Source organism: Aeromonas sp. MdU4 (assembly GCF_041929505.1).
GTDB lineage: Bacteria > Pseudomonadota > Gammaproteobacteria > Enterobacterales > Aeromonadaceae > Aeromonas.
The window spans coordinates 50527-75886 of the sequence record NZ_JBHFMW010000001.1; the positions used below are offsets into that span (position 1 = coordinate 50527).

At 59.4% G+C, this 25360-nt stretch carries 23 protein-coding genes and 3 tRNA genes; 10 read left to right on the top strand and 16 right to left on the bottom strand.

Annotated features, from left to right (window positions below; all coding sequences use genetic code 11):
• Positions 1 to 123 precede the first annotated feature (123 nt).
• From ACE1BR_RS00200 to lpxH, 3 genes are read left to right on the top strand one after another with little or no spacing between them, the layout of a single operon-like run.
• On the top strand, positions 124 to 621 hold the full coding sequence (locus tag ACE1BR_RS00200) for a peptidylprolyl isomerase (protein ID WP_100861131.1): 498 nt from the start codon (positions 124 to 126) through the stop codon (positions 619 to 621).
• Positions 611 to 1390 carry a DUF4269 domain-containing protein gene (locus tag ACE1BR_RS00205; protein WP_374866518.1) on the top strand — a complete coding sequence of 260 codons (780 nt, stop codon included), beginning with the start codon at positions 611 to 613 and terminating at the stop codon, positions 1388 to 1390. The genes ACE1BR_RS00200 and ACE1BR_RS00205 overlap by 11 nt, the downstream gene beginning before the upstream one ends.
• Positions 1387 to 2142: a UDP-2,3-diacylglucosamine diphosphatase gene (gene lpxH, locus ACE1BR_RS00210; protein ID WP_374866520.1), complete on the top strand. Its 756-nt coding sequence runs from the start codon at positions 1387 to 1389 to the stop codon at positions 2140 to 2142. Before ACE1BR_RS00205 ends, lpxH begins: the two co-directional genes overlap by 4 nt.
• Positions 2143 to 2269: 127 nt before the next feature.
• Here the strand turns inward: lpxH and nrfD are convergent, their stop codons facing one another.
• The 4 genes from nrfD to ACE1BR_RS00230 form a co-directional block, all read right to left on the bottom strand.
• Positions 2270 to 3226, bottom strand: coding sequence for an NrfD/PsrC family molybdoenzyme membrane anchor subunit (gene nrfD, locus ACE1BR_RS00215; RefSeq protein WP_374866522.1), 957 nt, complete (start codon positions 3224 to 3226; stop codon positions 2270 to 2272).
• A complete protein-coding gene (locus ACE1BR_RS00220) occupies positions 3223 to 3894 on the bottom strand; it encodes a 4Fe-4S dicluster domain-containing protein (RefSeq protein ID WP_374866524.1) in 672 nt (223 codons plus the stop codon). The genes nrfD and ACE1BR_RS00220 overlap by 4 nt, the downstream gene beginning before the upstream one ends.
• Positions 3891 to 4574 (bottom strand): cytochrome c nitrite reductase pentaheme subunit, encoded by a 684-nt coding sequence (nrfB, locus tag ACE1BR_RS00225; RefSeq protein ID WP_374866526.1) that lies wholly within the window; start codon positions 4572 to 4574, stop codon positions 3891 to 3893. The genes ACE1BR_RS00220 and nrfB overlap by 4 nt, the downstream gene beginning before the upstream one ends.
• A gap of 150 nt (positions 4575 to 4724) precedes the next feature.
• A complete protein-coding gene (locus ACE1BR_RS00230; protein ID WP_374866528.1) occupies positions 4725 to 5336 on the bottom strand; it encodes a c-type cytochrome in 612 nt (203 codons plus the stop codon).
• 252 nt (positions 5337 to 5588) lie between these two features.
• On the opposite strand from ACE1BR_RS00230, the gene ACE1BR_RS00235 reads away from it, so the two are divergent.
• The 4 genes from ACE1BR_RS00235 to ACE1BR_RS00250 all read left to right on the top strand — a co-directional run bounded on the left by ACE1BR_RS00235 (position 5589) and on the right by ACE1BR_RS00250 (position 11371).
• A complete protein-coding gene (locus ACE1BR_RS00235; protein WP_374866530.1) occupies positions 5589 to 7766 on the top strand; it encodes an OmcA/MtrC family decaheme c-type cytochrome in 2178 nt (725 codons plus the stop codon).
• A gap of 54 nt (positions 7767 to 7820) precedes the next feature.
• Positions 7821 to 8795 carry a DmsE family decaheme c-type cytochrome gene (locus tag ACE1BR_RS00240; protein ID WP_374866532.1) on the top strand — a complete coding sequence of 325 codons (975 nt, stop codon included), beginning with the start codon at positions 7821 to 7823 and terminating at the stop codon, positions 8793 to 8795.
• A gap of 11 nt (positions 8796 to 8806) precedes the next feature.
• Complete coding sequence (locus tag ACE1BR_RS00245) at positions 8807 to 10792, top strand: MtrB/PioB family decaheme-associated outer membrane protein (protein ID WP_374866534.1); 1986 nt, start codon at positions 8807 to 8809, stop codon at positions 10790 to 10792.
• A 402-nt stretch (positions 10793 to 11194) separates the two neighbouring features.
• Positions 11195 to 11371: a DUF3606 domain-containing protein gene (locus tag ACE1BR_RS00250; RefSeq protein WP_021229425.1), complete on the top strand. Its 177-nt coding sequence runs from the start codon at positions 11195 to 11197 to the stop codon at positions 11369 to 11371.
• A gap of 157 nt (positions 11372 to 11528) precedes the next feature.
• Here the strand turns inward: ACE1BR_RS00250 and ACE1BR_RS00255 are convergent, their stop codons facing one another.
• Together ACE1BR_RS00255 and tctD are read right to left on the bottom strand one after the other, a co-directional pair.
• The gene (locus ACE1BR_RS00255) at positions 11529 to 12881 is read right to left on the bottom strand and encodes a sensor histidine kinase (protein ID WP_374866537.1); all 1353 of its coding nucleotides are present in this window, start codon (positions 12879 to 12881) and stop codon (positions 11529 to 11531) included.
• A 43-nt stretch (positions 12882 to 12924) separates the two neighbouring features.
• Positions 12925 to 13599: a transcriptional regulator TctD gene (tctD, locus tag ACE1BR_RS00260; protein ID WP_374866539.1), complete on the bottom strand. Its 675-nt coding sequence runs from the start codon at positions 13597 to 13599 to the stop codon at positions 12925 to 12927.
• 222 nt (positions 13600 to 13821) lie between these two features.
• Between tctD and ACE1BR_RS00265 the strand changes: the two genes are divergently transcribed.
• The 3 genes from ACE1BR_RS00265 to ACE1BR_RS00275 are packed head-to-tail and all read left to right on the top strand — an operon-like array spanning position 13822 to position 16793.
• A complete protein-coding gene (locus ACE1BR_RS00265; protein WP_374866541.1) occupies positions 13822 to 14808 on the top strand; it encodes a Bug family tripartite tricarboxylate transporter substrate binding protein in 987 nt (328 codons plus the stop codon).
• Between the two features lie 11 nt (positions 14809 to 14819).
• Positions 14820 to 15251, top strand: coding sequence for a tripartite tricarboxylate transporter TctB family protein (locus ACE1BR_RS00270; RefSeq protein WP_309508213.1), 432 nt, complete (start codon positions 14820 to 14822; stop codon positions 15249 to 15251).
• Between the two features lie 9 nt (positions 15252 to 15260).
• A complete protein-coding gene (locus ACE1BR_RS00275) occupies positions 15261 to 16793 on the top strand; it encodes a tripartite tricarboxylate transporter permease (RefSeq protein ID WP_374866543.1) in 1533 nt (510 codons plus the stop codon).
• 271 nt (positions 16794 to 17064) lie between these two features.
• Here ACE1BR_RS00275 and ACE1BR_RS00280 read toward each other — a convergent pair.
• The 10 genes from ACE1BR_RS00280 to msbA form a co-directional block, all read right to left on the bottom strand.
• A tRNA-Leu gene (locus tag ACE1BR_RS00280) sits at positions 17065 to 17151 on the bottom strand.
• 41 nt (positions 17152 to 17192) lie between these two features.
• Positions 17193 to 17266: transfer RNA gene (locus ACE1BR_RS00285), tRNA-Cys, on the bottom strand.
• Between the two features lie 35 nt (positions 17267 to 17301).
• Positions 17302 to 17377, bottom strand: a tRNA-Gly gene (locus ACE1BR_RS00290).
• A 181-nt stretch (positions 17378 to 17558) separates the two neighbouring features.
• A complete protein-coding gene (gene pgsA, locus ACE1BR_RS00295; RefSeq protein WP_041234310.1) occupies positions 17559 to 18113 on the bottom strand; it encodes a CDP-diacylglycerol--glycerol-3-phosphate 3-phosphatidyltransferase in 555 nt (184 codons plus the stop codon).
• 209 nt (positions 18114 to 18322) lie between these two features.
• Positions 18323 to 20176, bottom strand: coding sequence for an excinuclease ABC subunit UvrC (gene uvrC, locus ACE1BR_RS00300; RefSeq protein ID WP_374866545.1), 1854 nt, complete (start codon positions 20174 to 20176; stop codon positions 18323 to 18325).
• Between the two features lie 130 nt (positions 20177 to 20306).
• A complete protein-coding gene (gene uvrY, locus ACE1BR_RS00305) occupies positions 20307 to 20951 on the bottom strand; it encodes a UvrY/SirA/GacA family response regulator transcription factor (RefSeq protein ID WP_374866547.1) in 645 nt (214 codons plus the stop codon).
• Positions 20952 to 21164: 213 nt separating this feature from the next.
• Entirely contained in the window at positions 21165 to 21914 is a 750-nt protein-coding gene (kdsB, locus tag ACE1BR_RS00310) for a 3-deoxy-manno-octulosonate cytidylyltransferase (protein WP_374866549.1), read from the bottom strand.
• Positions 21911 to 22099: a Trm112 family protein gene (locus tag ACE1BR_RS00315; RefSeq protein WP_362802241.1), complete on the bottom strand. Its 189-nt coding sequence runs from the start codon at positions 22097 to 22099 to the stop codon at positions 21911 to 21913. Before ACE1BR_RS00315 ends, kdsB begins: the two co-directional genes overlap by 4 nt.
• Positions 22100 to 22220: 121 nt before the next feature.
• Positions 22221 to 23216 (bottom strand): tetraacyldisaccharide 4'-kinase, encoded by a 996-nt coding sequence (gene lpxK / locus ACE1BR_RS00320; RefSeq protein WP_374866551.1) that lies wholly within the window; start codon positions 23214 to 23216, stop codon positions 22221 to 22223.
• Entirely contained in the window at positions 23216 to 24985 is a 1770-nt protein-coding gene (gene msbA / locus ACE1BR_RS00325) for a lipid A ABC transporter ATP-binding protein/permease MsbA (RefSeq protein WP_374866553.1), read from the bottom strand. Before msbA ends, lpxK begins: the two co-directional genes overlap by 1 nt.
• Between the last annotated feature and the right edge of the window lie 375 nt (positions 24986 to 25360).

Here is a 25360-nt window from a genome sequence, read left to right on the forward strand (position 1 = left end):
GGTCGCTTTACCGGACTATGCCCGCCGCCCATGATGGGCTAGAATTGCCACCACTTTATGCCATCCCCGCGCGCGCCTGCGTGGCTCGCTCACTTTTCGTTCAAAAGTATGAAAGGACATAACATGGTCACTCTGCACACCAACCACGGCGACATCACCCTCACCCTGAATGCTGAAAAAGCCCCGGAAACCGTGGCCAACTTCCTGCAATACTGCCGTGATGGTCACTACGACAACACCATTTTCCACCGCGTTATCGACGGCTTCATGATCCAGGGCGGCGGCTATGCACCTGGCTTTGAAGAGAAAGACACCCGCGCTTCCATCAAGAACGAAGCGGCCAACGGCCTGTCCAACAAGATCGGCACCATCGCCATGGCTCGCACCATGGAGCCGCACTCTGCCAGCGCCCAGTTCTTCATCAACGTGAACAACAACGACTTCCTCGACTTCAAATCCGCTACCACTCAGGGCTTCGGCTACTGCGTATTCGGTGAAGTGACCGCGGGGATGGACGTGGTCAACAAGATCAAAGGCGTCAAAACCGGTAACTACGGCCGCATCCACCAGGACGTGCCGGTAGAAGACGTAGTGATCACCAAGGTGACCCTTGCTGACTGATCTTTGCCAACTCGGCACGGATGAAACTGCGGCCCCGGCCGCAGTTTTTCCATCTGCGTCCGCCAGCGCCAAAGCGAACTGGCGCCGCCTCGACTATCTGGCCCACGGCAACGAACGCCAGCGTTCGGCCCATGCCTTGCTCACAGCCGGTTTGTGGGATGAGCTGGCAGCTCAGTGCAGCGATATGGCGCTGGTCAGCACGCTGGCCATCGGGCTTGATCGGCCGGGCAGCGATCTCGATATCCTCTGCCAGCATCCTGATCCGGCCGCGTTTGCTGCAAGCCTGTCCACCAGAGGTTGGCAGGCAAGCGCCAAGGGCGAAAACGTCTGGCTGCTGGAGCGCACCTTTTCCTGTAGCGATGTCTGTTGCGAACAGAGCGATGGCGCTGGTACCAGCTGGCCGCTGGAGCTGTACGTTACCCCCGCCCCCATCGAGACGCTCAACGGCTGGCGCCACCTCACCCTGATGGCGGCTTTGCTCGAACACTTTGGCGATGCTTTCTATCGGGAGGTATTGCGCCTGCGCCTTGAGCAAGGCTTGAAAGGAGAAGCGGCGATGTGCCGTTTGCTGGGATTGGCTGGCGATCCTTACGCTGCCCTGCTGACGCTGGAGGGTCGCAATCTGGCCGAGCTGTCATGGCAGCCCCCATCGAGTGACACTATGCATACATCCATAGACGCAGCGCCACCTTCACTCCCGACTTGTTCCACTGTCTCTGCTACCCCCGTTTACCCAGCTTCGACCGAGAGCCCGACCCCCATATCATGAGCACCCTCTTTATCAGTGACATTCACCTCTCTGCCCAGCGGCCCGATATGACCGCGGCACTGGTGCGCTTTCTCGAGCACGACGCCCCCGGCGCCGATGCCCTCTATGTGCTGGGGGATCTCTTCGAATTCTGGATTGGCGACGATGACCCCAATCCGCTCCATCAACAGATGGCCGACGCCTTCTTGGCCCTGAGCCAGCAGAACGTGCCCATCTACTTTATCCACGGCAACCGCGACTTTCTGCTGGGCCAGCAATTTGCCAAGCGCGCGGGGATGACCCTGCTGGGGGATCCCTGCGTGATCGAACTCTATGGCGAGCGGGTGCTGCTCAGCCACGGCGATCTGCTCTGCACCCTGGATGAGGGGTATCAGAAGTTTCGCCGCATCACCCAGCTCAAGTGGCTGCGCTGGATCTTTTTGCGGCTGCCGCTGGCCCGCCGTCAGGCCATCGCCTGCAAGATGCGCGGCCAAAGCCAGATGGAGAACGCCCACAAGAGCCAGATCATCATGGATGTGACGCCCGCGGCGGTGGACGACACCCTGCGCGCCCACGACTGCCGGATGATGATCCACGGCCACACCCACAGACCCGCCATCCACGACTTCACCCTCGATGGCCACCCCGCCCGCCGTATCGTGTTGGGGGACTGGTTCGAGCAGGGCTCGGTGCTGGTCTGCCGCCCCGGCGAGCAGCGGCTGGAAAGGCGGATGCTGGCAGAGGTCGATGTGAGGGTGCCCACCAGCGAGTAGCTTTGGGCGAGAACCATGAAAGAGAGCCCTGAATAAACGACATGAAAGAGTGCCCTGAAAAAGCGGCATGAAAAAGGCGGGATCTCCCCGCCTTTTTGCTATCCGCAACCCGCAGGGGCTACGTCAATTACAGCACGGTCATCTGACCGGCGTAGAGGATGACATAACCGAGCAACAGGATCCCGACCAGCGTGAGGCTGCTGTGCAGCACCAATTTAGGCGTCCCATGTTGCTGTTCCGGCGAGCCAAGGGTGCTCAACACCTGAGGCAGCACGATGCCAAGCCCAATCACTCCGCACCAGAACACCAGCGACCAGAAACCACCGCCAATCGCCGCCAGCATCGCGACCAGCTGTTGGCCACCAGAGAGGTAGAGGCTGCCAAAAAAGAGCAGCAGTAAACAGATCTCGGCGATCACAACGGGACGCCTCAAGCGCTGTACCAGACAAAACGCCTTGCTCTGATGACTCTCGTTAAACCGGGTCACCGCCAGCAATGTGGTTGCGGCAATCCCGGAGCCGAAACCGGTCACCAACAGGAGAATGGGCAGCACAGGGCTGTTCAACATCGGATAGTTTTTGAGCCCCGCCAGGATCAGGCCGGTACACAACCCGACCCACAACGCCAACAGCAACAACAAGGGGTTAAGCCAGCGCTCATACGGAACAAGCTTGCCAATCAAGGTGTCGAGACGGGCATATTTGTCACCAAACCGCTGACTGCGCCACCCCTCGATCTCGGCCCTGAACACCACCGCCAGCCAGGCCAGCAGCACCACCAGATAGAGCTGGAACAGCAGGCTTGCCATCGACATCATGGAACCAAACTGGTAGTGAAACATCAGCTTCCAGAAGGTCCAGGGGCGAGTCAGAGAGCAGATCAGCATGAGCAGCGCGAGGAGCAGGCTGAGCGGGGCCAGGATGGCGGTCGCTTTGAGGATCCCGCTCTGGTGCCCCACGCCCCGCCTGTGCAGCAGTACCGCCAGGATGGCCGAACCGGCAGAGATCCCCAGCAAAAAGAGCGAGAGCGCGACCGAGCCGCCCCATACCAGAGAGTCGAAGTGAAATGCGTTTTGCAAAGTCATGACTTCGTCTCCTCTATTTTCCGGATCCGGTACAACTTGGGCGACGTGCCGAGCAACTCCTTGTCGCGATAGCTGTTCTCTTGCGCCAACCGCCTGGCGATCGGGCTTTGGGGATCATCGAGATTGCCAAATACCAGCGCCCTGGTCGGACAGGCTTCAACACAAGCTGGCTGCTTGCCATTGGCCAGATTGGTCTGACGGCAAAAGTCGCACTTGTCCGCGACCCCGGAGACCGGGTTGATAAAGCGCACCTGATAGGGACAGGCCGCCAGACAGTAACGGCAGCCCACGCAGAGATCGGGATTGATATCGACAATGCCATCTTCGGCCCGGATATGGGAGGCGCCGGTCGGGCAGACATGAACACAAGGGGCATTGTCACAGTGCTGACAGGATTTGCGGAAAAACTGATAGGTCTGATCCGGATACTCACCCTGTGGCCCGGAGCGCAGGATCTGCAAACGCGTCACCCCTTCCGGCACCTGATTAACCTCGCGACAGGCATCTACACAGGCGGTGCAACCGATACAGGCCGCTTCGTCATGCAGCATGCCATACCGCACTCCCGCGATGGTCATGCTACGAGCAAGAGCACGCGGAGCCCCAGTCATCAGAAACAAGGCGCTGGCACTCATCCCCACCATAAACGCGCGACGGGTTGTGCTCATTCCCCCTCCTTGACAGCAGCTTGCTGCCGGGCCTCATGCTGCTTGCCATGACAGTCAACGCACAGCTTGATACGCGATTTTTCACTGATCCCGCTCATGGGATCCTTGGTTGGGTGCAGTTGATGACAACTGGTACAAGTGACATTGGTCGCATGCACGTCATGGGCCCACAGCGACTTGCGCAGATCATCAGGGGTATGGCAGCTCATGCAGACCCCGTTTTGCTGGCTGATAGGAAATGCCTTATCACCAAAGCGCATCACATCGACCACGCCGCGACGCTGCATCCGGTGCTTGGCGGCAGGGTGGCCGTGGCAATTGGTACAGGTGACGGTCAGATCTGTGTTGGGATTGGTCGCGCTGGCATGTTTGCCATGCATCAGCTCTTCACCCTCATGGCACTTGTCACACTTGCCAAATCGGGCCGCTGCCTTCTTGGCTGCCGCTGCTTTCTTCTCTGCTTTGGCCAGGCGCTCTGCCGCTTTCTGTTCGGCGAGGGCCTCCTCCTGCGCGGCACTGTCTATCGCTGCGCTGTCGGCGGTCACGGCTCCGTCTGTTACCGTGCTGACCGCTGACGAAGCGGGAGTCGCAGCTTCGCCCCCGACCTCTGCCCGGGCAAATTGGCTTCCCCCCAGGCAGATAACGGCAAGCAAGGCCCACTGCATTATTATTTTTTTCATACTGAACTCCGGATCAAAGAGGCTCAGCAGCGTTATCCATCCCCCTGCGTAGCCGGGGTAAAACGAAGCCTCTTGATATCAAAAACGGGCAACCGGCCCCCTCACCATCGGGAGGGGGCTTGTACAAATGGATCAACCTGACCGCGGTGCTTATTGCTGGCTGGCGTAGTATTCGGCCAATGCCTGAAGGTCAGCATCGCTCATGGCAATGATGGGCTTGTTCATCGACTCGTCATCGCTGCGCTTGCCAGTTTTGAACTCCTTCAGGGTGGTCAGCATGTAACCTTTGGGCTGACCGGAGAGAATGGAGGCTTCATCCTCGGCAACGGAACCGCCGTCGGTATGGCACTTCTTGCAACCCTGCTCGTCATGCAGTTTCTTGCCCGCTTTGGCCAGGCCCGCATCGAACGGCTGCTTCATCGACTTGTAGGGCAGCTCGGCATAATAGGCGGCCAGTTCGTCGATTTGATCATCACTAAGCCCCTTAACGATGTCGGTCATGTTCTCCTTCTTGCTGGTATCCCCGGTGACATGATTAACGGTCTTAGCTGGGCGGCCATCCAAATATGAACGCATCTGGCTTGCCAGATTAGATTCTGCAATTCCTGCAATTGTCGGCATATCATTGTGGGCGCTAATCCCCTTTTCACCGTGACATGCGTCGCATGATTTGACTAATGCATCAATATCGGCATGTGCAGAACCGATGGAGCCAAGCAGCAGGGCCAAGCCAAAAATTTCACACTTCATACTTCCCTTCATCTTCTTATTCCTCGTGCAATAAAAATCAAAAACATCAATAAAAACAAAACCAATGAATACAAAAGCAGATTTGAGAGTCTACTTTTGAGACCTCGATCAAAGGTCGCCCAATATATAAACCTTATAATTTAGAAGGAAATGGTTTCTTGCCTTAGGGTAACCTCATTCGACTCTTAACTTGCATCTTTTTGGGGCTTTTTTGACGCAGCTCATACATGAAATAAGAAATCCGATAAAAAGGGATAAAACAAAATGAAATACTGGAAAGCGTTGGTGGCAGCAGCGATGGTGCTCACCCTTTCGTCATGTGGCGGGGGTGATGGAAGTGACAAAAATGAGCCCCCTCCCCCCCCTCCGGGCACCCCTGGTTCACTGACTATCTCGGCAAAAGCGCCAATACTCGATACCACCCTCAAAGCCAGCACAAGCAAACTTTCGGTAGAGTTTCAGGTCACAGATAAACAAGGCAAGGGATATGACCTGGGTGCGATCCAACCGTCGTTCACCCTGAACAAGCTGATCCCCGGGCGCGATCCAAGCCGGGAAGATCCCACCCTTTGGAAGAGTTTTATTTACAAACCTGATAAGCAAGGCGCAATCAAGGCCACTGGCGAAAGCAGCGGCACGCTGGAGGCGCTGGGCAACGGCCAGTATCGCTATACCTTTGCGGTCGACCCCACCAACGTGACGGATCCTTATCTTGCCGACTCAGCCAATAACGGCGGCTTGATCAGCTGGGATGAAACGGCGACTCACCGCCTCGGTATCTATTTTGGCGGCAGCAACGAGGTGCCGGTCACCAACTATGTGCTGGACTGGGTCCCTGCTGGCGGCGCTCCCGCGCTGACCCGCAATATCGTGGAGCAATCCAGCTGCGATGGCTGCCATATGAAGCAGCCTATCCACAACAAACCCCCTTACCACTCAACCTTCGCGGATCCCAAGCTCTGTGTGGCTTGCCACAACGAAAGCAACCCGAACACTACTCGCCGCTCCTTGGCGACCATAGTGCACAAGTACCACGGGCCGAGAAAGGATGCCGCAGATACCGACACCGTAAGCCACTATCCGCAGGATCCCCGCAACTGCGACACCTGTCATAAAGATGCCACCCCCAGCACGCCCAATGCAGGTGACTGGCAACATGCGCAGGAAAAACCGTGTGGTGCCTGTCATGCCGACTCAAACAGCGCAACAGGTTTTGATGCACACATCACAGGGAAGATGACCAGTGCTCAAACCTGTTCTTCCTCTAGCTGTCATACAACAGATCCGGCCAATCCCAAATCTGCTCATGCCGTGCATATGGGCCGACTGGCTAATGAGGCAGCAGGTCAGGAGAAGCTGAAGTTCACCTTTAACGATGTACGCTACGCGGCCCCCAATATCGAGGTTGACCTGAGCGTCACCGTAAATGGAGTACCGGCTGAAACCTTCCATGATGTCGCTAAGTTCGTCAAAAATGACAATGCTAAAGCCCCACAAGACGACGATGGTGCGCCCGCCATTCTGATCAACTGGGATCAAGGCAACGGGTTCGAATTGGCCACCACCAACCCCCAGACCTATGCTACCGGCAATACCATCAAGTTGAGCGGTTGTACTGCCCAAGGGGGCGGTCGCTTCCTGTGCAGCAAGGAGGTGGGCAACGAGGTCAATGGCACCCTGGCAGCGACTATCTCCGATGTAAGAGCCTGCGTAGCCCGTAAAGCCGATCGCAACGGTGCCTTTGCCGCTGGTGACTTGGTCCCATGCAGCACCGCCAGCGGGCTCTCTGCCGTGGTTATTAACCCGGTCAAGGCCTACTTCCGTGCCGAAGGGGGCATCGACAGCAACTATGTGCTCAAATCCGGTTCCGATATGGCTGCCTGCAATAGCTGCCACAAGGACCTGACGGCTCACCTTACTGTGCATCCAACCAAGGATATGAGTCAGTGCACCAGTTGCCATAATGCAACTCGCACAGCGTTCAACCCAGGAGTGCCGGGGGACCTGAAGTACCATGTGCACTCTTACCATCAGGTCGGCTCCGAGCATGGTGGCACACCCAGTAAGCCCTTCATTAGCCACTTCCCAGGCAAAGGCAACAACTGTGAATCCTGCCATACCAAGGCGCAATACAATCTGCCCAACCAGCAGAATGCCCGCCCCTCGCTGGCCGCGACGACCACAGACAACAAGCTACCCAAGTACTTCAGCCCGACCCTGGTGGTCTGCTCCAGCTGCCACCTCAAATCGCCATTGGGCCTGGTCAAGCCGGATAGTCCGGTTGCAGGTGATGAGTGGGCCACCCATATGAAGAATAACGGCGCTGTCTTTGGTGCAGAGACGAGTGAAGCCGCCACCGGTGTTGAACAGTGCGCATCCTGCCATGCCGTGGGCATGGATCAGGGTGTCGACAAGGTTCACAAGGTCTACGACTTCCGTTGATGAAACCACATGGCCAGGGGATCCCCCTGGCCCTTTGCCGTTGAAGGGAAAAAAATGAAAAAAACCATTCCACAGTGGTTGTTGGCAGGCGCACTGGCTCTGAGCTGCCTGCCAGTCTGGGCCAAGAGCGACACCTCGCAACCCGCTGGCGACACAGACCCGCGTCTGCAAGTCGAGACCGCCCTCGACAAGAAATTCGAGCAGGGGAAATACTCCCCGAAAGGAGCCGATACCTGCCTCAAGTGCCACGATGCCGAGTCGCGCAAACCCGCGACCGGCATTTTCCACAATGTGCACGGCAATCTGGGTAATCAGAACGGGCCGATGACCGATCGGCAGTGCGAAGCCTGCCATGGCCCCGCCGGCAACCACCCGCGCAATCCGCGTAAAGGCCAACCGCGGGAACCGATGATCACCTTCGGCCCCGACTCGCCGGTACCGGTCGAGAAGCAGAACAGTGTCTGCCTCTCCTGCCACACCGATAGCAAAATGATGGGCTGGCATGCCAGCGTCCACGCGTCAGAAGATCTCTCCTGCACCAGTTGCCATACCTTGCATCAGGCCAAGGATCCGGTGATGGACAGCAAGAAACAGGTCGAGACCTGTACCAGCTGTCACCCTGCCGAGAAGTCTGATCTGCACAAGCGCACCAGCCATCCCATCCTGAATGGCGAAATGCCCTGCTCCAGCTGCCATAACCCGCACCAGTCACAAAATGAGGCCAGCCTCAAGCGGCCGACTGTCAACGAGAGCTGCTATGAATGCCATGCCGAGAAGCGGGGCCCCTTCCTGTGGGAGCACGAGCCGGTGACCGAGGATTGCTCCTTGTGCCACACCCCTCACGGCTCCATCAACCAGGCGCTGCTCAACAAACGGGTGCCGCAACTGTGTCAGGAGTGCCATAGCACCCCCCATGCCAACGTGGCGATCCCCGAGGGAGACCTCAAAGTGCGTGGCGGTAGCTGCCTGAACTGTCACAACCAGATCCACGGGACCAACCATCCAAATGGACAATCCCTGAGACGTTAAGGAGAAAAGTCATGAAATATTCAACACTGTGGCTCTCCTTGCTGGCAATCTGCTCGGCCCATGCGGCCGAGGAGTCGCTGGCGGTCGGGGATTATGCCCTGCAATCGGCCAAGGAGGCCAAAACCGGACGCTGGCAGTGCAAGTCATGTGAAAGCGAACTCGGCTGGTTTGGTGATGTGAGTCTGGGAGCGGGCTACATCAATGATGATGGCGCCACCCGTTTTCGTAACTGGGTGCCCGCTGGCAACGATACCGGCATGCTGGGGATCTTTAACGCCGACCTGCAATATCGGGGAGAAGGCTCCCGTTATGGCTCTCTGGAGGCCAAAGATCTCGGGATGCGCCGCTTCAGCCTGGCGCTGGAGCAGGGCTACTACGATGGCGCACGCGCCAAAATTGGCTACTCTGAATCCCCCTTCTACTGGAACAGCCACGGCAAGAGCGTCTATCGCCCTGACGACCAGCCGATGACGGCAGGCACTCTGGCCGAGTTTGACAAGGAGGTGATACGCAAGAAGCTGACCGCAGGACTGGCCTATACCCCCAAGAGCCCATGGCGCCCCTATGCCGATTTCTCTTATGAAAAAAAAGAGGCAACCCTGGCTAGTTACCTCTCCACCATACCGGGAATTGGCAGCGTACCGGGCTTTCTGCCCAAGCCGGTCGATGGCACCACCACCACTTTGGTCAAGAGTGGCGTCAGCTACCTTGGCGAAGGGTGGCTGGTTGATCTCGCCTATAACGGTTCACTCTATCGCAACGACGATACCGCGCTCTATTTCGGCTCGGCCAGCGACCCTTATGCCAATGAGCGAGCCTACGAACCTGACAACAGCTTCCATCAGGTCAGCTTGTCCGGTCAGTACAACTGGGACAGACAGAGCCTGACAGGACGCGTGCTCAGCAGCCACGCAACGTCAGATGGCAACCTGACCGCATTCAGACAGGCGCCCATCACCCAGAACGAATTCCACGGCGAGATCGACACCTTCCAGACTGATGCCAAGTGGGTAGGCCGCTTTGGCCGGGATCTCACCCTGCGCGCCGGTGGTGAATATCGGGATCGGCAGGACAACTCCGATAAGCTGGTGGTCATTGGCAAACAGCGTCAACCGGGTGACCGCTCCCACCGCAAGGGCAATCTGGAAGCGGATTACCGCCTGAGCCGTTCGGTCAAAGTCACCGGTGGCTACCAGTACCGCGCCGATGAACGGGAGTATGCAGACCGTCGCAAGACCGATGAACAGACCCTGTTCCTCAAGAGCCGCTACCGCCCGGTGGGCGATCTGCAACTCGGAGGCAAAGTCTCGTGGAGTACCCGCAATGGTTCGGAGTGGCAAAATAACAACACCAATGTCAGCCCGACCCTGCGCCAGTTCTATCTGGCCGATCGGGACCGGCTCGAACTGCGCGGCGATCTGCAATATGCCTTCAGCGAGCAGTTAAGCTCTTCGCTGGAAGGGTGGTGGGCCAAGGCTGACTATCAGGAACCCAACATTGGGCTCAGTGAAGGGGAAGATTATGGTATCGACCTGACCCTCAACCAGCAGTTTGATGAGAACCTGAGTGGCCATCTCTTTGGCAACCGGCAGTGGCTCAGTTCAAACCAGAACCATGCCTATACCGGAGCGCCGGACTGGGATCCCTACTCAACCCAAGTGCGCGACGAGATCACTACCCTGGGCCTGGGTCTGACCCAGAATAAGGCGTTTGATCTGGCACTGGAGCTGGGGCTGGATTACAGCTTCTCTTATGGCCGTGGCCAGACCGAAGCCAGCAAGGGCTATGACTACCCGGATCTGACCAGCAAGCAGCACCGCCTGGAAGGGTACGCCCTCTATCAGCTCGACGAGAAGCAGTCGCTGCGCTGGGATATGCGCTACGAGTTCTATCATGATGTGGACTACCTCTTCACCGGCGAGGAGTACAACATGGGCCATGTGAACCAGAACTATAACGGTTACTTCACCGCTATCTCCTGGCTCTACAAGTTCTAATCCCGCAAACATCACAAGGGGAGCCTGGCTCCCCTTTTTCATGCCCGGCGATTTTTCTCTCTTCCCTACCCAGCCGCGTTAGCAGCGATCGTGCTCCGCCCCATCAGGCTACACAGTCAGGTCAATCAACCATCGGTTGGGAGCGACACCATACTACCGTGGATTTCTGACACCATAGCACCCCATATGAACCCAGTGACTGCTAGCGATCAGAGACGGCATCAACATACTCCTCATGAAGAGCACGGCTGTTGGCGGTCAGATAAGTTGCTGCAACACGTTATTTCGAGCAGGGCAGAGGTTGTGTGAACCCCATCACCCCATGTCTGACCGATTAAGAGGATGATGTCGCTCAGGCAGAAACGTCTTTCTCGCCAATTATTTCAATAAGTTGAGGTTTATATGCCTGACAGCAATGCGGTTGCTCACCCGTTCGATGCCAAGAAGATCAATGTCAACGATCCCTATGAGATGAAGCAGTGGGTCAAAATGTTCGAGTGCACCGAAGTCCAACTGAAGCGGGCGGTGAAAGCAGTCGGTACCTCAGGCAAGGCGATCAGAAAACACCTCAAGAAGTGAGGACACCCTCCCGCCACTGATCAGGCCCCGCTCGCGGGGCTGTTGCCATGTTGGCCGGTCTCACTCCCCAACGCGGCCGCCACCATTTCCCCTGAAAACCAGTGACCATGTAGGCATAGGCACCGCGAGGGGCCCTCTGCTGTTGGTATCAACGTCTCTATTTTGCCAACGGAAAGATCAGCCTGACCAGCAAGCCCCCCAATTGCGGGGCAGGCAGCAGCACCACCTCGCCGTGGTGGTAGTGGGCGATGTCGCGCACCAGCGCCAGACCCAGCCCTGCCCCCGGCTGCTCACTGCCCTGCTCGAGGCGTTGAAACGGCTGCCAGACCCGCTCCGCCAACTCGGGGGCGATGCCGGGGCCGCTATCCTCTACCTCCAGCCAGATCTGCCCGTTGCTTCGCACCACCCGCGCCGTCACGGTGCCGTGGGGCGGGGTGTATTTGATGGCGTTGTCGAGCAGGTTGGCACAGAGCTCCCCGAGCAGCAGCGGCTCCCCCGCCACCATGATGGCGGACTCCTCCCCCTCGTAACCGAGATCGATCACCTTGCTGCGGGCCTGCGCCAACCGTGACAGACAGGCCTGCTGCACCAGCGCCGTCAACTCGATGGGCTCCCGCTGGCGGAGCCCCGAGCACTCGTCCGATTTGAGCCGGGCCAGCAGCAGGAGCCGCTCGGTCAGGGCGATGGTGTGATCGAGCCGCGCAGCCATGGCATCGAGGCTCTCGCTCATCAGGGCGGGATCGCCGCTGCCGCGCGCCACCTCAACCTGGGTTTTCAGGATGGTGAGCGGGGTGCGCAGCTGATGAGCGGCATCGGCGCTGAAGCGCTCCTGCCGGGCCACCAGCTGGCGCAAGCGGGCCAGCTGGCGGTTAAACGCCTGCACCAGCGGCCGAGTCTCCTGCCAGGGGAGCAAATCCGGCAAAGGGGCAAGATTGGCGGCATCGCGGCGCAGGATCTCTCGCGACAGGCGGCGCATCGGGGTCAGCAGCCGCTTGAGCAACAGATAAGCGAGCAGCAGGGTGAGCACTACCAGCGCGCCTTGAGTCAGCACGGCCGACCAGAGCAGCTGCTGCGCCAGTTGCTGGCGACCAAGCAGGGTCTCCGCCACCGTGATGCGGGCCATGCCGTTGACGCCCCCCTCACCCACCGGCTGCAGCAGCATCACAGCGCGGATCGGCGCCTCCTGATAAATCTCGTCGTAGAAGTAGGCGAGCGCCGGATAGCGGTCGGTGAGCGGCGTACCGTCCGGCATGGGGGGCAAGTCGTCAAAGCCGGAGATGACCCGATCGTCGATGCCGCGCACCTGATAGAAGAGGCGATCGCGCATGTTGCGCTCGAAGCTGTCGAGCACCACATAGGGCACATCCACCTTGAGAACTCCATCGCTTGCCGTCAGCCGCTCGGCGACGGTGCGGGCCGAGGCGAGCAGGGTGCGATCATAAGCCGAGGTGGCCGCCGCCAACGCGCCGTAGTAGCTGTACCAGGCCGAGGCGGCCCAGAGGATCAGCAAAGGGCCCCCCAGAAACAGCAGCAGTTGATGGAGCAGGGAGCGACTAATGGGAGGCCTCCGGCGCCGCTTCCAGCAGATAGCCGAGACCGCGCAGAGTGGTGATCACCACCCCGCTGCCCACCAGCTTTTTGCGCAGCCGGTGGATATAGAGATCGATGCTGTCGAGCCCTACCTCGTCATCGAGGTTGAACACCTGCTCGAACAGTTGCCCTTTGGCGACGGGGCGTCCGTGGCGGTACATCAGCGCGGTCAGCAGCGCCTGCTCCCGCGGAGTCAGGGCCAAGCGGGTATCCGCCAACAGAAAATAGCCGTCGGAGTGCAGGGTCAAGCGTCCCAGCCGCAGCTCGGCACCACTGCTTTCGCTGCGCCGCAGCAGGGCCCGCAGCCGCGCATCCAGCTCCCCCAGATCGAACGGCTTGGCCAGATAGTCATCGGCTCCGGCATTGAGGCCGCAGATCCGCTCCTCCACCGCACCGCGGGCGGTGAGCAGCAGCACCGGCACCCCCTGCCCCCGGCTGCGCAACTGGCCGAGTACCGCCAGCCCGTCGAGTTTGGGCATCTCGATATCGAGTACCGCCAGCGCGTACTGTTCGTGGCGCAACAGGTGGTCAGCCTGGGCGCCGTCAGCCACCCAATCCACCGCGAAACCGGCGCTGGTGAGTGCCCGCGACAGCCAGTGGGCCAGTTCGTGATTATCTTCTGCCAACAGCAAGCGCATCCCTTTCCCCTTGTTCTTAACCACAGCATTCAACCGCAGTGCTTCAACTGCATCCCTTCGTCACAGCAAGTGCGGGACAAGGTGCGATCACGGTCACACTCCTGCCAATTGGTCGGCGATTGAAAGGTGAATGAAAGGTTGATGTTTTAACAATTTCGCATCACCCCGTCCAGCGACGGGGTCACACCTGGAAAAAACAACGACAAGATGGAGCACACAACCATGAAGCAACGCACACGTCATGCCCTCGCCCTGCTGACCCTGCTCGGCGCCCTGCCGCTGCAGGCAGCCGAGAGTGTCACCGCCCCGAGCCGTACCGAATGTATCGCACCGGCCAAACCGGGCGGTGGTTTCGATCTCACCTGCAAACTGCTGCAGGTGAGCCTGCAGGAGACCGGCACCATCGAAAAGCCGATGCGGGTCACCTATATGCCGGGGGGGGTCGGTGCCGTGGCCTACAACGCCATCGTGGCGCAACGTCCCGCCGAGGCGGGGACCGTGGTCGCCTTCTCCGGCGGCTCCCTGCTCAACCTCTCCCAGGGAAAATTTGGCCGTTACGGAGTGGACGATGTGCGCTGGCTGGCGGCGGTGGGCACCGATTACGGCATGATCGCGGTGCGCCACGATGCCCCCTATCAGAACCTCAAGGAGCTGGTGAGCGCCATGAAGCGCGACCCCAACAGCGTGGTCATTGGGGCGGGGGCCTCCATCGGCAGTCAGGACTGGATGAAGACGGCACTGCTGGCCAAACAGGCTGGCGTTGACCCCCACAAGATGCGCTACGTCGCCTTTGAAGGGGGTGGCGAGCCGGTCACCGCGCTGCTGGGCAACCATGTGCAGGCGGTTTCAGGCGATTTGAGCGAGATGGTGCCCTATATCGGCGGCGACAAGCTGCGGGTGCTGGCGGTGTTCGCCAAAGAGCGGCTGCCCGGCAAACTGGCCACCATTCCCACCGCCAGGGAGCAGGGTTATGACCTGGAGTGGCCAGTGATCCGCGGCTTCTATGTCGGCCCCAAGGTGAGCGACAGCGAATACCAGTGGTGGAAGCAGACCTTCGATCAGCTGGTGAAGACCGACACCTTCAAGGCGCAGCGGGATCTGCGCGGCCTGTTCGAGTTTGACCTGACCGGCGAGGCGCTCGACAGCTACGTCAAGGAGCAGGTGGCGCAATATCGCGAACAGGCCAAAGCCTTCGGTCTGGCCAAATAGGAGCCGCAACCATGAGCGATCGCATCTTCGCCGCCATCTGGCTGCTGCTCTGTCTGGCGGGGGCCTCCCTCGCCTGGCAGTACCAGAGCGAATACAGCTATGAGCCGCTGGGGCCGCGCCCCTTCCCGCTCGGCATCATCGGCCTGATGGCGCTGTGCGCCCTGTTGCTGCTGCGCCGCCAGCCGGACACCGTCAGCTGGCCGCCGCTGCGTACCCTGCGCCACCTCGCCATCATGGTGGTGGCGCTGGCCGGTTACGGCGCCAGCTTCGAGTGGCTGGGCTTTCCGCTGGCGACCGCCCTGCTCACCTTTGTGCTGGGGCGCCTGTTTGGCGCCTCGGCCAAAGCCGCCCTGCTCTCCGGCATCGTCGGCGGGCTGGTGCTCTATTTCGCCTTTGACCGGCTGCTGGATGTCACCCTGCCCCTCGGCGTCTGGTTCTCTTAAGGAGTTAATATGGATACCTGGATGTACCTCTCCCAGGGCTTTGCGGTGGCACTCACCCCGGAGAATCTGGTGATTGCCCTGATCGGCTGCTTTGTCGGCACCGTGGTCGGCCTGCTGCCGGGCCTTGGCCCCATCAACGGGGTCGCCATCCTGTTGCCGCTGGCCTTTGCCCTCAAGCTGCCCCCCGAATCGGCGCTCATTCTGCTCGCCACCGTCTACATAGGTTGCGAATATGGCGGGCGGATCTCCTCGATCCTGCTCAACGTGCCGGGCGATGCCGCCGCCATCATGACCGCGCTGGATGGCTACCCCATGGCCCAGCAGGGCAAGGCGGGAGTGGCCCTCTCCATCTCGGCGGTCAGCTCCTTTGTCGGCTCCATGCTCGCCATCGGGGGGATCATTCTGTTCGCCCCGGCGCTGGCGCGCTGGTCACTGGCCTTCGGCCCGGCGGAGTATTTCGCCCTGATGGTGTTCGCCATCGCCTGCCTTGGCAGCATGATGAGCCAGAACCCGCTCAAGTCCTTTATGGCGGCGCTGATTGGGCTGGGGCTCGCCACCGTCGGGGTGGATGCCAATACCGGCGTCTATCGCTTCACCTTCGACAGCGTTCACCTCTCGGACGGGGTGCAGTTTATCGTAGTGGTGATCGGCCTCTTCTCGGTGAGCGAGATCCTGCTGATGCTGGAGCACACCAGCGGAGGCGGCAAGCTGGTGCGCACCACCGGACGGATGCTGTTCAACTTCAAGGAGCTGGTCCATTGCACCGGCACCATGTTGCGCTCATCCACCATCGGCTTCTTTGTCGGCATCCTGCCCGGCGCCGGTGCCACCATCGCCAGTGCCATCACCTATATGACCGAAAAGCGCCTGGCGGGGCCGAATGCCAAATTCGGCGAAGGGGACATTCGCGGCGTGGCCGCGCCAGAGGCGGCCAACAATGCCTCAGCCTGTGGCTCCTTTATCCCCATGCTGACCCTGGGGGTGCCGGGGTCGGGCACCACGGCGGTGATGATGGGGGCTCTGACCCTCTACAACATCACCCCGGGCCCCACCATGTTTACCGAACAGCCCGATGTGGTGTGGGGATTGATCGCCGCCCTCTTGCTGGCCAACGTCATGCTGCTGGTGATGAACATCCCCATGGTGGGGCTGTTTACCCGCATGCTCTCCATCCCGCTCTGGTTTTTGGTGCCCGCCATCGCCAGCGTCTCAGCAGTGGGGGTCTATGCGGTGCACAGCACCACCTTCGATCTGCTGCTGATGGTGGGTCTCGGGGTCTTTGGCTACCTGCTGCGCAAGATGCACTTCCCCATGTCACCACTCATTCTGGGCTTCGTGCTGGGTGAAATGCTGGAGCAGAACCTGCGCCGCGCCCTCTCCATCAGCAATGGCGACACCGCCATCCTGTGGAGCAGCAGCATCAGCCAGACTCTGCTGGTGCTGGCCATCGTGGTGATCACCCTACCCCCACTGGTACGCCTGCTGCGCCGCCGCAAAGCAGTCGTGGCTGCCACGGATGCCAGCGCAGAGCAAAGCTCCTGATAAGCGGGGTATTCTGCGCGCATAAACAAGAAGGGCCCCACAATGTGGGGCCCTTCTTGTTCCGCCTGACAGCGCACCGAGACTTGGCCAGAGAAAGATGCCGCATCAATAACTCGATCAGGCCGAGTGGCATAACAGAAGATGACCGTGTCACTCCCGATTACCGGACGGGATGAATAGGTCAAAGAAACGCAGGCGCCACTTTGTGGCCATTTAGACAAAATAAAAAGGCCACTATTGCTAGTGGCCTTTCGTAACTCTTTGATTTTAATGGTGCCCGAGGCCGGAATCGAACCGGCACGACGCGAACGTCGAGGGATTTTAAATCCCTTGTGTCTACCGATTTCACCACTCGGGCACCGCAATCGGTATCAAGCTCGCGTGGCGGGCTTGTCAATATGGAGGCACGTTCCGGAGTCGAACCGGACTAAACGGATTTGCAATCCGCTGCATAACCGCTTTGCTAACGCGCCATGCAAAAGAGAGTTGGCTCTCTATTGTCTGAATTTGGAGCGGGAAACGAGACTCGAACTCGCGACCCCGACCTTGGCAAGGTCGTGCTCTACCAACTGAGCTATTCCCGCATTGGTCTGGCTGACTGCCTGACTACGAGGACGCATTCTAGCGATGTTCCTCGCCCAGTCAACCAGAAATATTTAATTAGCTGATCGTTCGGGCATTTTTTGCCCTTTTTGAACAATTTTAACGCCTTTGGCCGTTTCCGGCCTCAAATCACCAGAAACATCACCTTGCGGCGCGGGTGACTCACAGGTTGGCGTGGTGAGTCAGATCGCCCCAGGCAGCCTTCATGTACTGGAACATCGACCAGAAGGTCAGCACGGTGGCGACATAGAGCAACACATAGGCCAGCCACACCATCCAGACGTTGTATTGCCAGATAAGACCGGTGAGCGACACCATCTGGATCATGGTCTTCCACTTGCCAATCCAGCTGACCGCCACCGAGGAGCGTTTGCCAAGCTCCGCCATCCATTCACGCAGGGCGGAGATGATGATCTCGCGGCCAATCATGGTCATGGCTGGGATAGTGACCCAGATGGTGTTGTAGTGTTCAACGATGACCACCAGTGCAGCGGCGACCATGATCTTGTCGGCAACCGGGTCGAGAAATGCGCCAAAAGCGGTGGACTGATTGAGCTTGCGAGCCAGATAGCCATCAAACCAGTCGGTGGCAGCGGCCAGGATAAAGATGATGGCCGCAGCCAGATAGGACCATTGATAAGGAAGATAAAACAGGATGACGAAGACGGGAATGAGCAAAATCCGGAAAAACGTCAACAGGTTAGGTATGTTTGTCATTATTTTCAGCCACTTCTTGTACGTCGCAACATAGTGCGCCAAAGCCGATCTGCGATGCAACCGCACTGGCGCCCGTCTTGGTCTTTTTAATCCATCAATGTTCTCAAGATGCGGGGCCATTATGGCATTTACGGCCCCCCCGCGTCACGGCTCTTGTGCATCAAGGGGTTAGCGATTTTGCATGGCTGCCGCCACCGCTGAAAACCTGCTCAGGCACTGTGCAATCCATCATGGATGGTCTGGGCCAGCTCCTGGCTGATGCCGGGCACCTTGGCCAGTTCATCCACACTCGCCTTTTTCACCTCCTGCAGGCCGCCCAGATACTTGAGCAGTGCCTGACGCCGCTTCGGCCCCACCCCCGGAATATCCTCCAGACTGCTGCTGGTGCGAGCCTTGGCACGCCGCGCCCGGTGGCCGGTAATGGCAAAACGGTGAGATTCATCGCGAATATGCTGAATAAGGTGCAAAGCGGGCATATCTGCCGGCAAATGCAACTCTTCGTGGCTCTCCCCCATGATCAGGGTCTCCAGCCCCGCCTTGCGGGTGACCCCCTTGGCAATCCCCACCAGCAGCGGATATTTACCGCCGAGAAACTCCAGCTGACGGGCCAGGATCTCTTCGGCACGGCGCAACTGGCCGAGGCCGCCATCGATGAACAGCACATCCGGTACCTTGTCCGGCTCCTGCTGCTTGCCAAAGCGGCGCTCCAGCGCCTGCTCCATCGCCGCATAGTCATCGCCGCCGGTGATGCCGTCAATGTTGAAACGCCGATATTCCGATGAGAGCGGCCCCTCCCGGTTGAACACCACGCAAGAAGCCACCGTGCGCTCCCCCATGGTGTGGGAGATATCGAAACACTCCATGCGGGCGATCGGGCGCTCCAGCTCCAGCAGCTCTTCGAGCTGATCGTAGCGGGCGGTCATGGTGCTCTTGTGGGCGAGCCGCGAGCGCAGTGCCGTCTCGGCATTGATGGAGGCAAGCTTGATAAAACGGGCCCGTTCAGCACGGGTACGGCTCACCACCCGCACCTTGTAGCCCGCAGTCTGGCTCAGGGTCTCGGCGATAACGCTTTCGTCCTCGAGGGCCACATCGAGCAGCACCTCGCTCGGGATCTGTCTTCCCCCCTGCCCCGACAGGTAGAACTGCAGCAGGAAGGATTGCACCACCTCGTCGAGCTGGGTATCGGCCGGTACTTTCGGGAAGTAGCTGCGCGAACCCAGCACCTTGCCCTGACGGATAAAGAGCACGTGGATGCAGGCAGCCCCCTGCTCGAAGGCCACCCCCACCACGTCGAGTTCATCCAGCACGTTGCCACTCACCGACTGCTGTTCGGTGACCCGGCGCAGCGCCAGGATCTGGTCCCGATAGCGGGCCGCCTCTTCAAAGCGCAGATCGCCGCTGGCAGACTCCATCTTGCCGACCAGCTCGCCAATCACCTGCTGGTTTTTGCCCGCCAGAAACAGCTTGGCCAGCTCCACCTGCTGGGCATACTCGGCCTCGCTCACCAGTCCGGCTACGCAAGGGCCCGCGCAGCGTTTGAGCTGATAGAGCAAGCACGGGCGAGTGCGGTTGGCATAGACCGCATCCTCGCACTGGCGCACCGGGAAGATCTTCTGCATCAGGTGCAGACTCTCGCGCACCGCGCCGCCAGATGGGTATGGGCCGAAGTACTCCCCCTTGATCTTGCGGGCACCGCGATGCACGCCGATACGCGGATGCTGGTGTGCGGTGATGATGATCCAGGGGTAGGACTTGTCGTCCCGTAGCAACACGTTATAGCGCGGCTGATACTGCTTGATGAGGTTGTGCTCGAGGATCAAGGCCTCGGTCTCGGTATGAGTCACCGTGACCTGGATATCGGCGATCTGGCGCACCAGAGTGCGGGTCTTGATGCTGTCGACGTTGGTCCGAAAATAGGAGGCGAGCCGCTTTTTCAGATCCTTGGCTTTGCCGACATAGATCACGGTGCCACCGCTGTCATACATCCGGTAGACGCCGCTCTGATGGGTCACTGCACTGAGAAACGCTTTACTGTCGAAGAGGGGTTCGGGAGAGAGGGTCATCAGCTACTCGGCTCGGCAGATAGGTGCAAAAAGACGGGAAGAGCATACTGCGCCCGCCGCCTGAAAAGCAAAGGGGGCTGAAAAGCAAAAAGGCGGCATCTGCCGCCTTTATGACCACATACCACCCGGTTTACAGGGTATCGGCATCCAGCATGCCGTAGCGAATGGCCAGATGGGTCAGCTCCACATCACCATTGATGTCCAACTTGCTGAACAGGCGATAGCGGTAACTGTTGACCGTCTTCGGGCTCAGGTTGAGCTGCTCGGAGATATCGGTCACCTTCTGCCCCTTGGTGATCATCATCATGATCTGCAGCTCCCGTTCGGAGAGGGACTTGAAGGGGTTCTCGTCCGCCGAGGCAAACTGGCTCAGGGCCATCTGCTGGGCGATCTCCGGAGAGATGTAACGCTGACCGGAGTGCACCAGCCGGATCGCCTGGATCATCTCGTCAGGCCCTGCCCCCTTGGTCAGGTAACCGGCAGCACCCGCCTGCATCACTTTGGTGGGGAATGGATTTTCTGAATGAATGGTCAGCACTATGATGCGCACATCGGGACGGATCCGCAGAATTTTGCGGGTCGCCTCCAGACCACCAATACCCGGCATATTCATGTCCATCAGGATCACGTCCGGATGGTGTTGACGACAGAAAGTAACGGCGGCTTCACCGCTCTGTGCCTCACCCACCACCTTGATCCCGCGCACATCTTCCAGAATGCGTCTTATCCCTGTACGCACCAGCTCATGATCATCGACAAGGAATACATTTATCACCCAAACACCCCGTTTTTATCTCGTCTTAGCCACCCTGTTAGGGTTAACAGGGCGTCTTGCATCATAACCAAACTCGCCGCTTTGGCAAACCATGTGCGCCGAAAGTTTGAGAAAACCCGGTTATGACGTTTAAAATCAAATAATTATATAAACTTTCAAAACAAAAAACGGTGTCTTGCGACACCGTTTTTACTGACGTTCATTGTACTGGCTTCACATGGCCAACAACGCACGCACCTTCTCCAGATCAGCCTGGGTATCTACCCCGACCGGTGGCGCTTCCAACGCCTGGGCGACGTGGATCTTCTCCCCGTACCAGAGCACCCGCAACTGCTCCAGCGCTTCGACCTGCTCCAGCACGCTCGGCGCCCAGTCCACATAACGCTGGATGAAACCGGCGCGATAGGCATAGATACCGATGTGACGCTGATAGTGGTCGCCAATCTGCTCGTGACTCTTGGCAAAGCGATCCCGATCCCAGGGAATGGTGGCGCGACTGAAGTAGAGGGCGTAACCATCCTTGTCAGTCACCACCTTCACCGCATTGGGGTTGAATGCCTCTTCGGCATCTTGAATTGGGACAGACAAGGTTGCCATCGGCGCCGTGGCAGCGGCCAGGTTGTCGGCCACCTGACGAATGATGGCGGGCGGAATGAGCGGCTCATCCCCCTGCACGTTAACCACGATAGTATCGGCCGCAAATCCGTAGTGACGGCACACCTCAGCCAGCCGCTCGGTGCCGGACTGGTGATCCGGTGAAGTCATGCACACCTCGACGCCGGTGCTCTGCAGCGCCTGCTGCACCCGGGCATCATCGGTGGCGACAATCACCCGGTCGGCACCGGATTGCAGCGCCTTTTCCACTACGTGCTGCACCATGGGCTTGCCATGGATATCCGCCAGCGGCTTGCCCGGCAAACGGGTTGACGCATAGCGGGCCGGAATGACGACGACGAAACTCATGACGGCAGCTCGTCGCTATTGAGCGGACGGGCGCGGTTCTCCAGCAGCACCGGGATCCCCTCTTCCAGCGGATAGGCCAGCTTGTCGAAACGGCAGACCAGCTCATGAACTGCTTTGCTGTAGTGCAGCTTACCCTTGCAGACAGGGCAGGCAATGATGTCGAGCAACTTGATGTCCAAAGCCAAAACGATACTCCTTCAACGATGTCGCGCTGGCGGTTGCATCACGCCAGCGATGGATGTCGAGCAACCAGATATTCCATGCGGGGCATTCTACGCCCCTTCTCCCCCGGCCACGCGGGAGATATTAATCATGTGCCCTGGCCGCGCCCTTCGCCTGCGTCCCCAGCTTGTGCAGCAGGGTATCGAGCAGGGAGGCGGGCAACTCGGCACTGACCGGCAGATACCACCAGTTATCGAGGGCAAACGCGCGGCACTTGACTGCGTCCTTCTCGGTCATCAGCAGCGGTTTGCCAGCAAAACGGCCTACCAGCTCATCCCGATCGAAGGGGTGGTGATCGCCGTAGGCGACCTGCTGATCCAGCTGATAACCGAGCCCCTCGAGGGTGGCAAAGAAACGGGGCGGATGACCAATCCCCGCCAGCGCATCGACTGGCCCTGCGAGAGGAGCAGCCAGCGGTGCATCATCGCATACCCGGCGCGGCTGATCGGCCACCAGCGCCATGGGATACTCTCCCCGGCCCGGCTCGCCGCCGTTGCAGATGATGGCGTCCACCCGTTTGAGGCGGGTGACCGGCTCGCGCAGCGGCCCCATGGGCAGCAGGCAGGCGTTGCCGAAACGGCGCGCACCGTCCACCACCACCAGCTCGATGTCGCGGGCCAGCGCATAGTGCTGCAGACCGTCGTCGGTGATGATGATATCCACCTCGCCGCTCTGCTCCAGCAACCGCACCGCATCAGCCCGTTTCGGGGCGACCACCACCGGGCAGCCGCAGCGCCGGGCAATCAGCACCGGCTCATCCCCCGCCTGCGCCGTGGTGCTGGCGGCGTCGAGCCGATAGGGATAATGGGGCGCCTTGCCGCCATAACCGCGACTCACTACCCCGGGACGATAGCCACGGGCTTGCAACTGCTCCACCAGCCAGACCACTACCGGGGTCTTGCCGTTGCCGCCCACCGAGATGTTGCCTACTACGATGACCGGCAAGGAGGCGCGATCCCCCTTTAGCCAGCCGTGGCGATAGGCGTAGCGGCGGGTGCCACTGATGATGGCAAACAGCAGGGCAAAGGGGGCCAGCAACCAGCGCCAGCCACTTTTACCGTACCAGAGTTGCTCCAGCATCAGCCTTTGTTACCCGTGGCAGTATTACCAAACTGAATGGCACGCAGTTGGGCATAAGTACCGTGCATATCCATCAAGGTGTGATGGTTGCCACGCTCGACAATATGGCCCTCGTCGATCACCAGGATCTCGTCCGCCTTCTCGATGGTGGAGAGACGGTGAGCGATCACCAGCGAGGTACGCGCCTTGCACAGCTCGTCGATAGCCGCCTGAATGTGGCGCTCGGACTCGGTATCGAGGGCCGAGGTAGCCTCATCCAGCAGCAGCACCGGCGCATCGCGCAGCAAGGCGCGGGCGATGGCGACCCGCTGGCGCTGACCACCAGACAGAGAAGCACCATTCTCGCCAACCACGGTGTCGTACCCCAGCGGCATCTTGCTGACGAACTCGTCGGCATGAGCGATGCGAGCGGCCTGCACGATCTGGTCGCGGCTGTATTTCTCTTCTGCCGCATAGGCAATGTTGTTGGCCACCGAGTCATTGAACAGGTGGACATGCTGGGAGACCAGGGCGTACTGCTTGCGCAGCTCACTCAACTTGTATTCGCGGATGTTGACGCCGTCCAACAGGATCTCGCCCTGATCGATGTCGTAAAAGCGAGTCAGCAGGCTGGCAATGGTACTCTTGCCGGAGCCGGAACGGCCCACCAGCGCCACCGATTTACCCGCTTCCACCTTGAAGCTGACGTTGTGCAGCGCCGGGGTATCTTTGGTCGGGTAGGTAAAGGTAACGTTGCGAAACTCGATCTCGCCACGGGCACGCTCCAGAGTGAGAGTACCGGTATCCTGCTCCGGCTCGCTGTCGAGCAGGCCAAACAGGCTGTGGCAAGCGGTGATGGCACGCTGGAACTGGTTGTTGACGTCGGTCAGGCTTTTCAGCGGCTTGAGCAGCATCATCATGGAGGTGATCATGACGGTAAACGTACCGGCAGTCAGGGTTGATTTGACGCTGTCAATGGTCGCGACGTAGAGGAACGCCGCCAGTGCGATGGAGGCAACCATCTGCACCACCGGGCTGCCGATGGCATCGGCGGCGACCATCTTCATGGTCTGCTGGCGCATGTTGTTGCTGACCTGGAAGAAGCGCTTCTCTTCCACCTTCTGGCCACCAAACATCAGCACCTCTTTGTGCCCTTTGAGCATCTGCTCGGTGGAAGTGGTGATATCCCCTACTGCCTGCTGGATGTGACGGCTGATCTGGCGGAAACGGCGGCTGATAAGGCCGATGATGATGCCCACCAGCGGGCCAACCACCAGGAAGATCACCGACAGCTGCCAGGAGTGCCAGAACATCAGGCCGAGCAAGCCGACCACGGTCGCCCCTTCCCGCACCAAGGTTACTAGCGTGGTACTGGCGGCCGAGGAGACCTGACTGGCGTCATAGGTCACCTTGGAGAGCAGATGACCGGTATTCTGGCGGTCGAAGAAGCTCATCGGCATCGCCACCATGTGATTGAACACCTGCTGTTGCAGACGCATCACCACGTGGTTGCCAACCCAGGCCATGCAGTAGTTGGAGAGGAAGTTGGCGACGCCGCGCAGGGCCACGATGCCGAGGACGAAGAAAGGCATCCATTTCAATACGGTGCTGTCGTTGCCATTAATGCCCTGATCGATCAGCGGCTTGATGGAGTAAACGAAGGTGGTATCGACAGCGGCATAACCCAGCATGCCGATGATGCCGCCGATCAGGCCCAGCTTGCGGTCACGGACATAACCGAGCAGGCGCCGGAATACAGGCCAGCTACCTTGTGAAGTTTCTTGTTGCATGAATAGCCGTTGGTAATGGAAATGACGGGCTATTCTAGCCAAACAGTAGACATCCACCAAGCGCCACCATACAGATAGCAAGGATCCGGCCCCCAAATCAGGGGTGAGACCCCTTAACTACGCCCTGATTATCCCGCATATTCGCCCTTTCATGGGGCGGGCGACCATGGTGCCAACGGGTTGGGTTGCCCCCAATCCGGTTCCATCACCGACCTCTACAACTCATCTCGCACACAAACAGGTGCCCACCATCGGCACAACTTGCGTGGCTAATCGGCCACCCTGGATTGCTTGCCCTGGCTTGCAAGGCTCGACTTGCTGCGCCCTGATTGTTTCACCAGTAAGACTGCTTCCTATTTTTAGCGTAGAAATTTG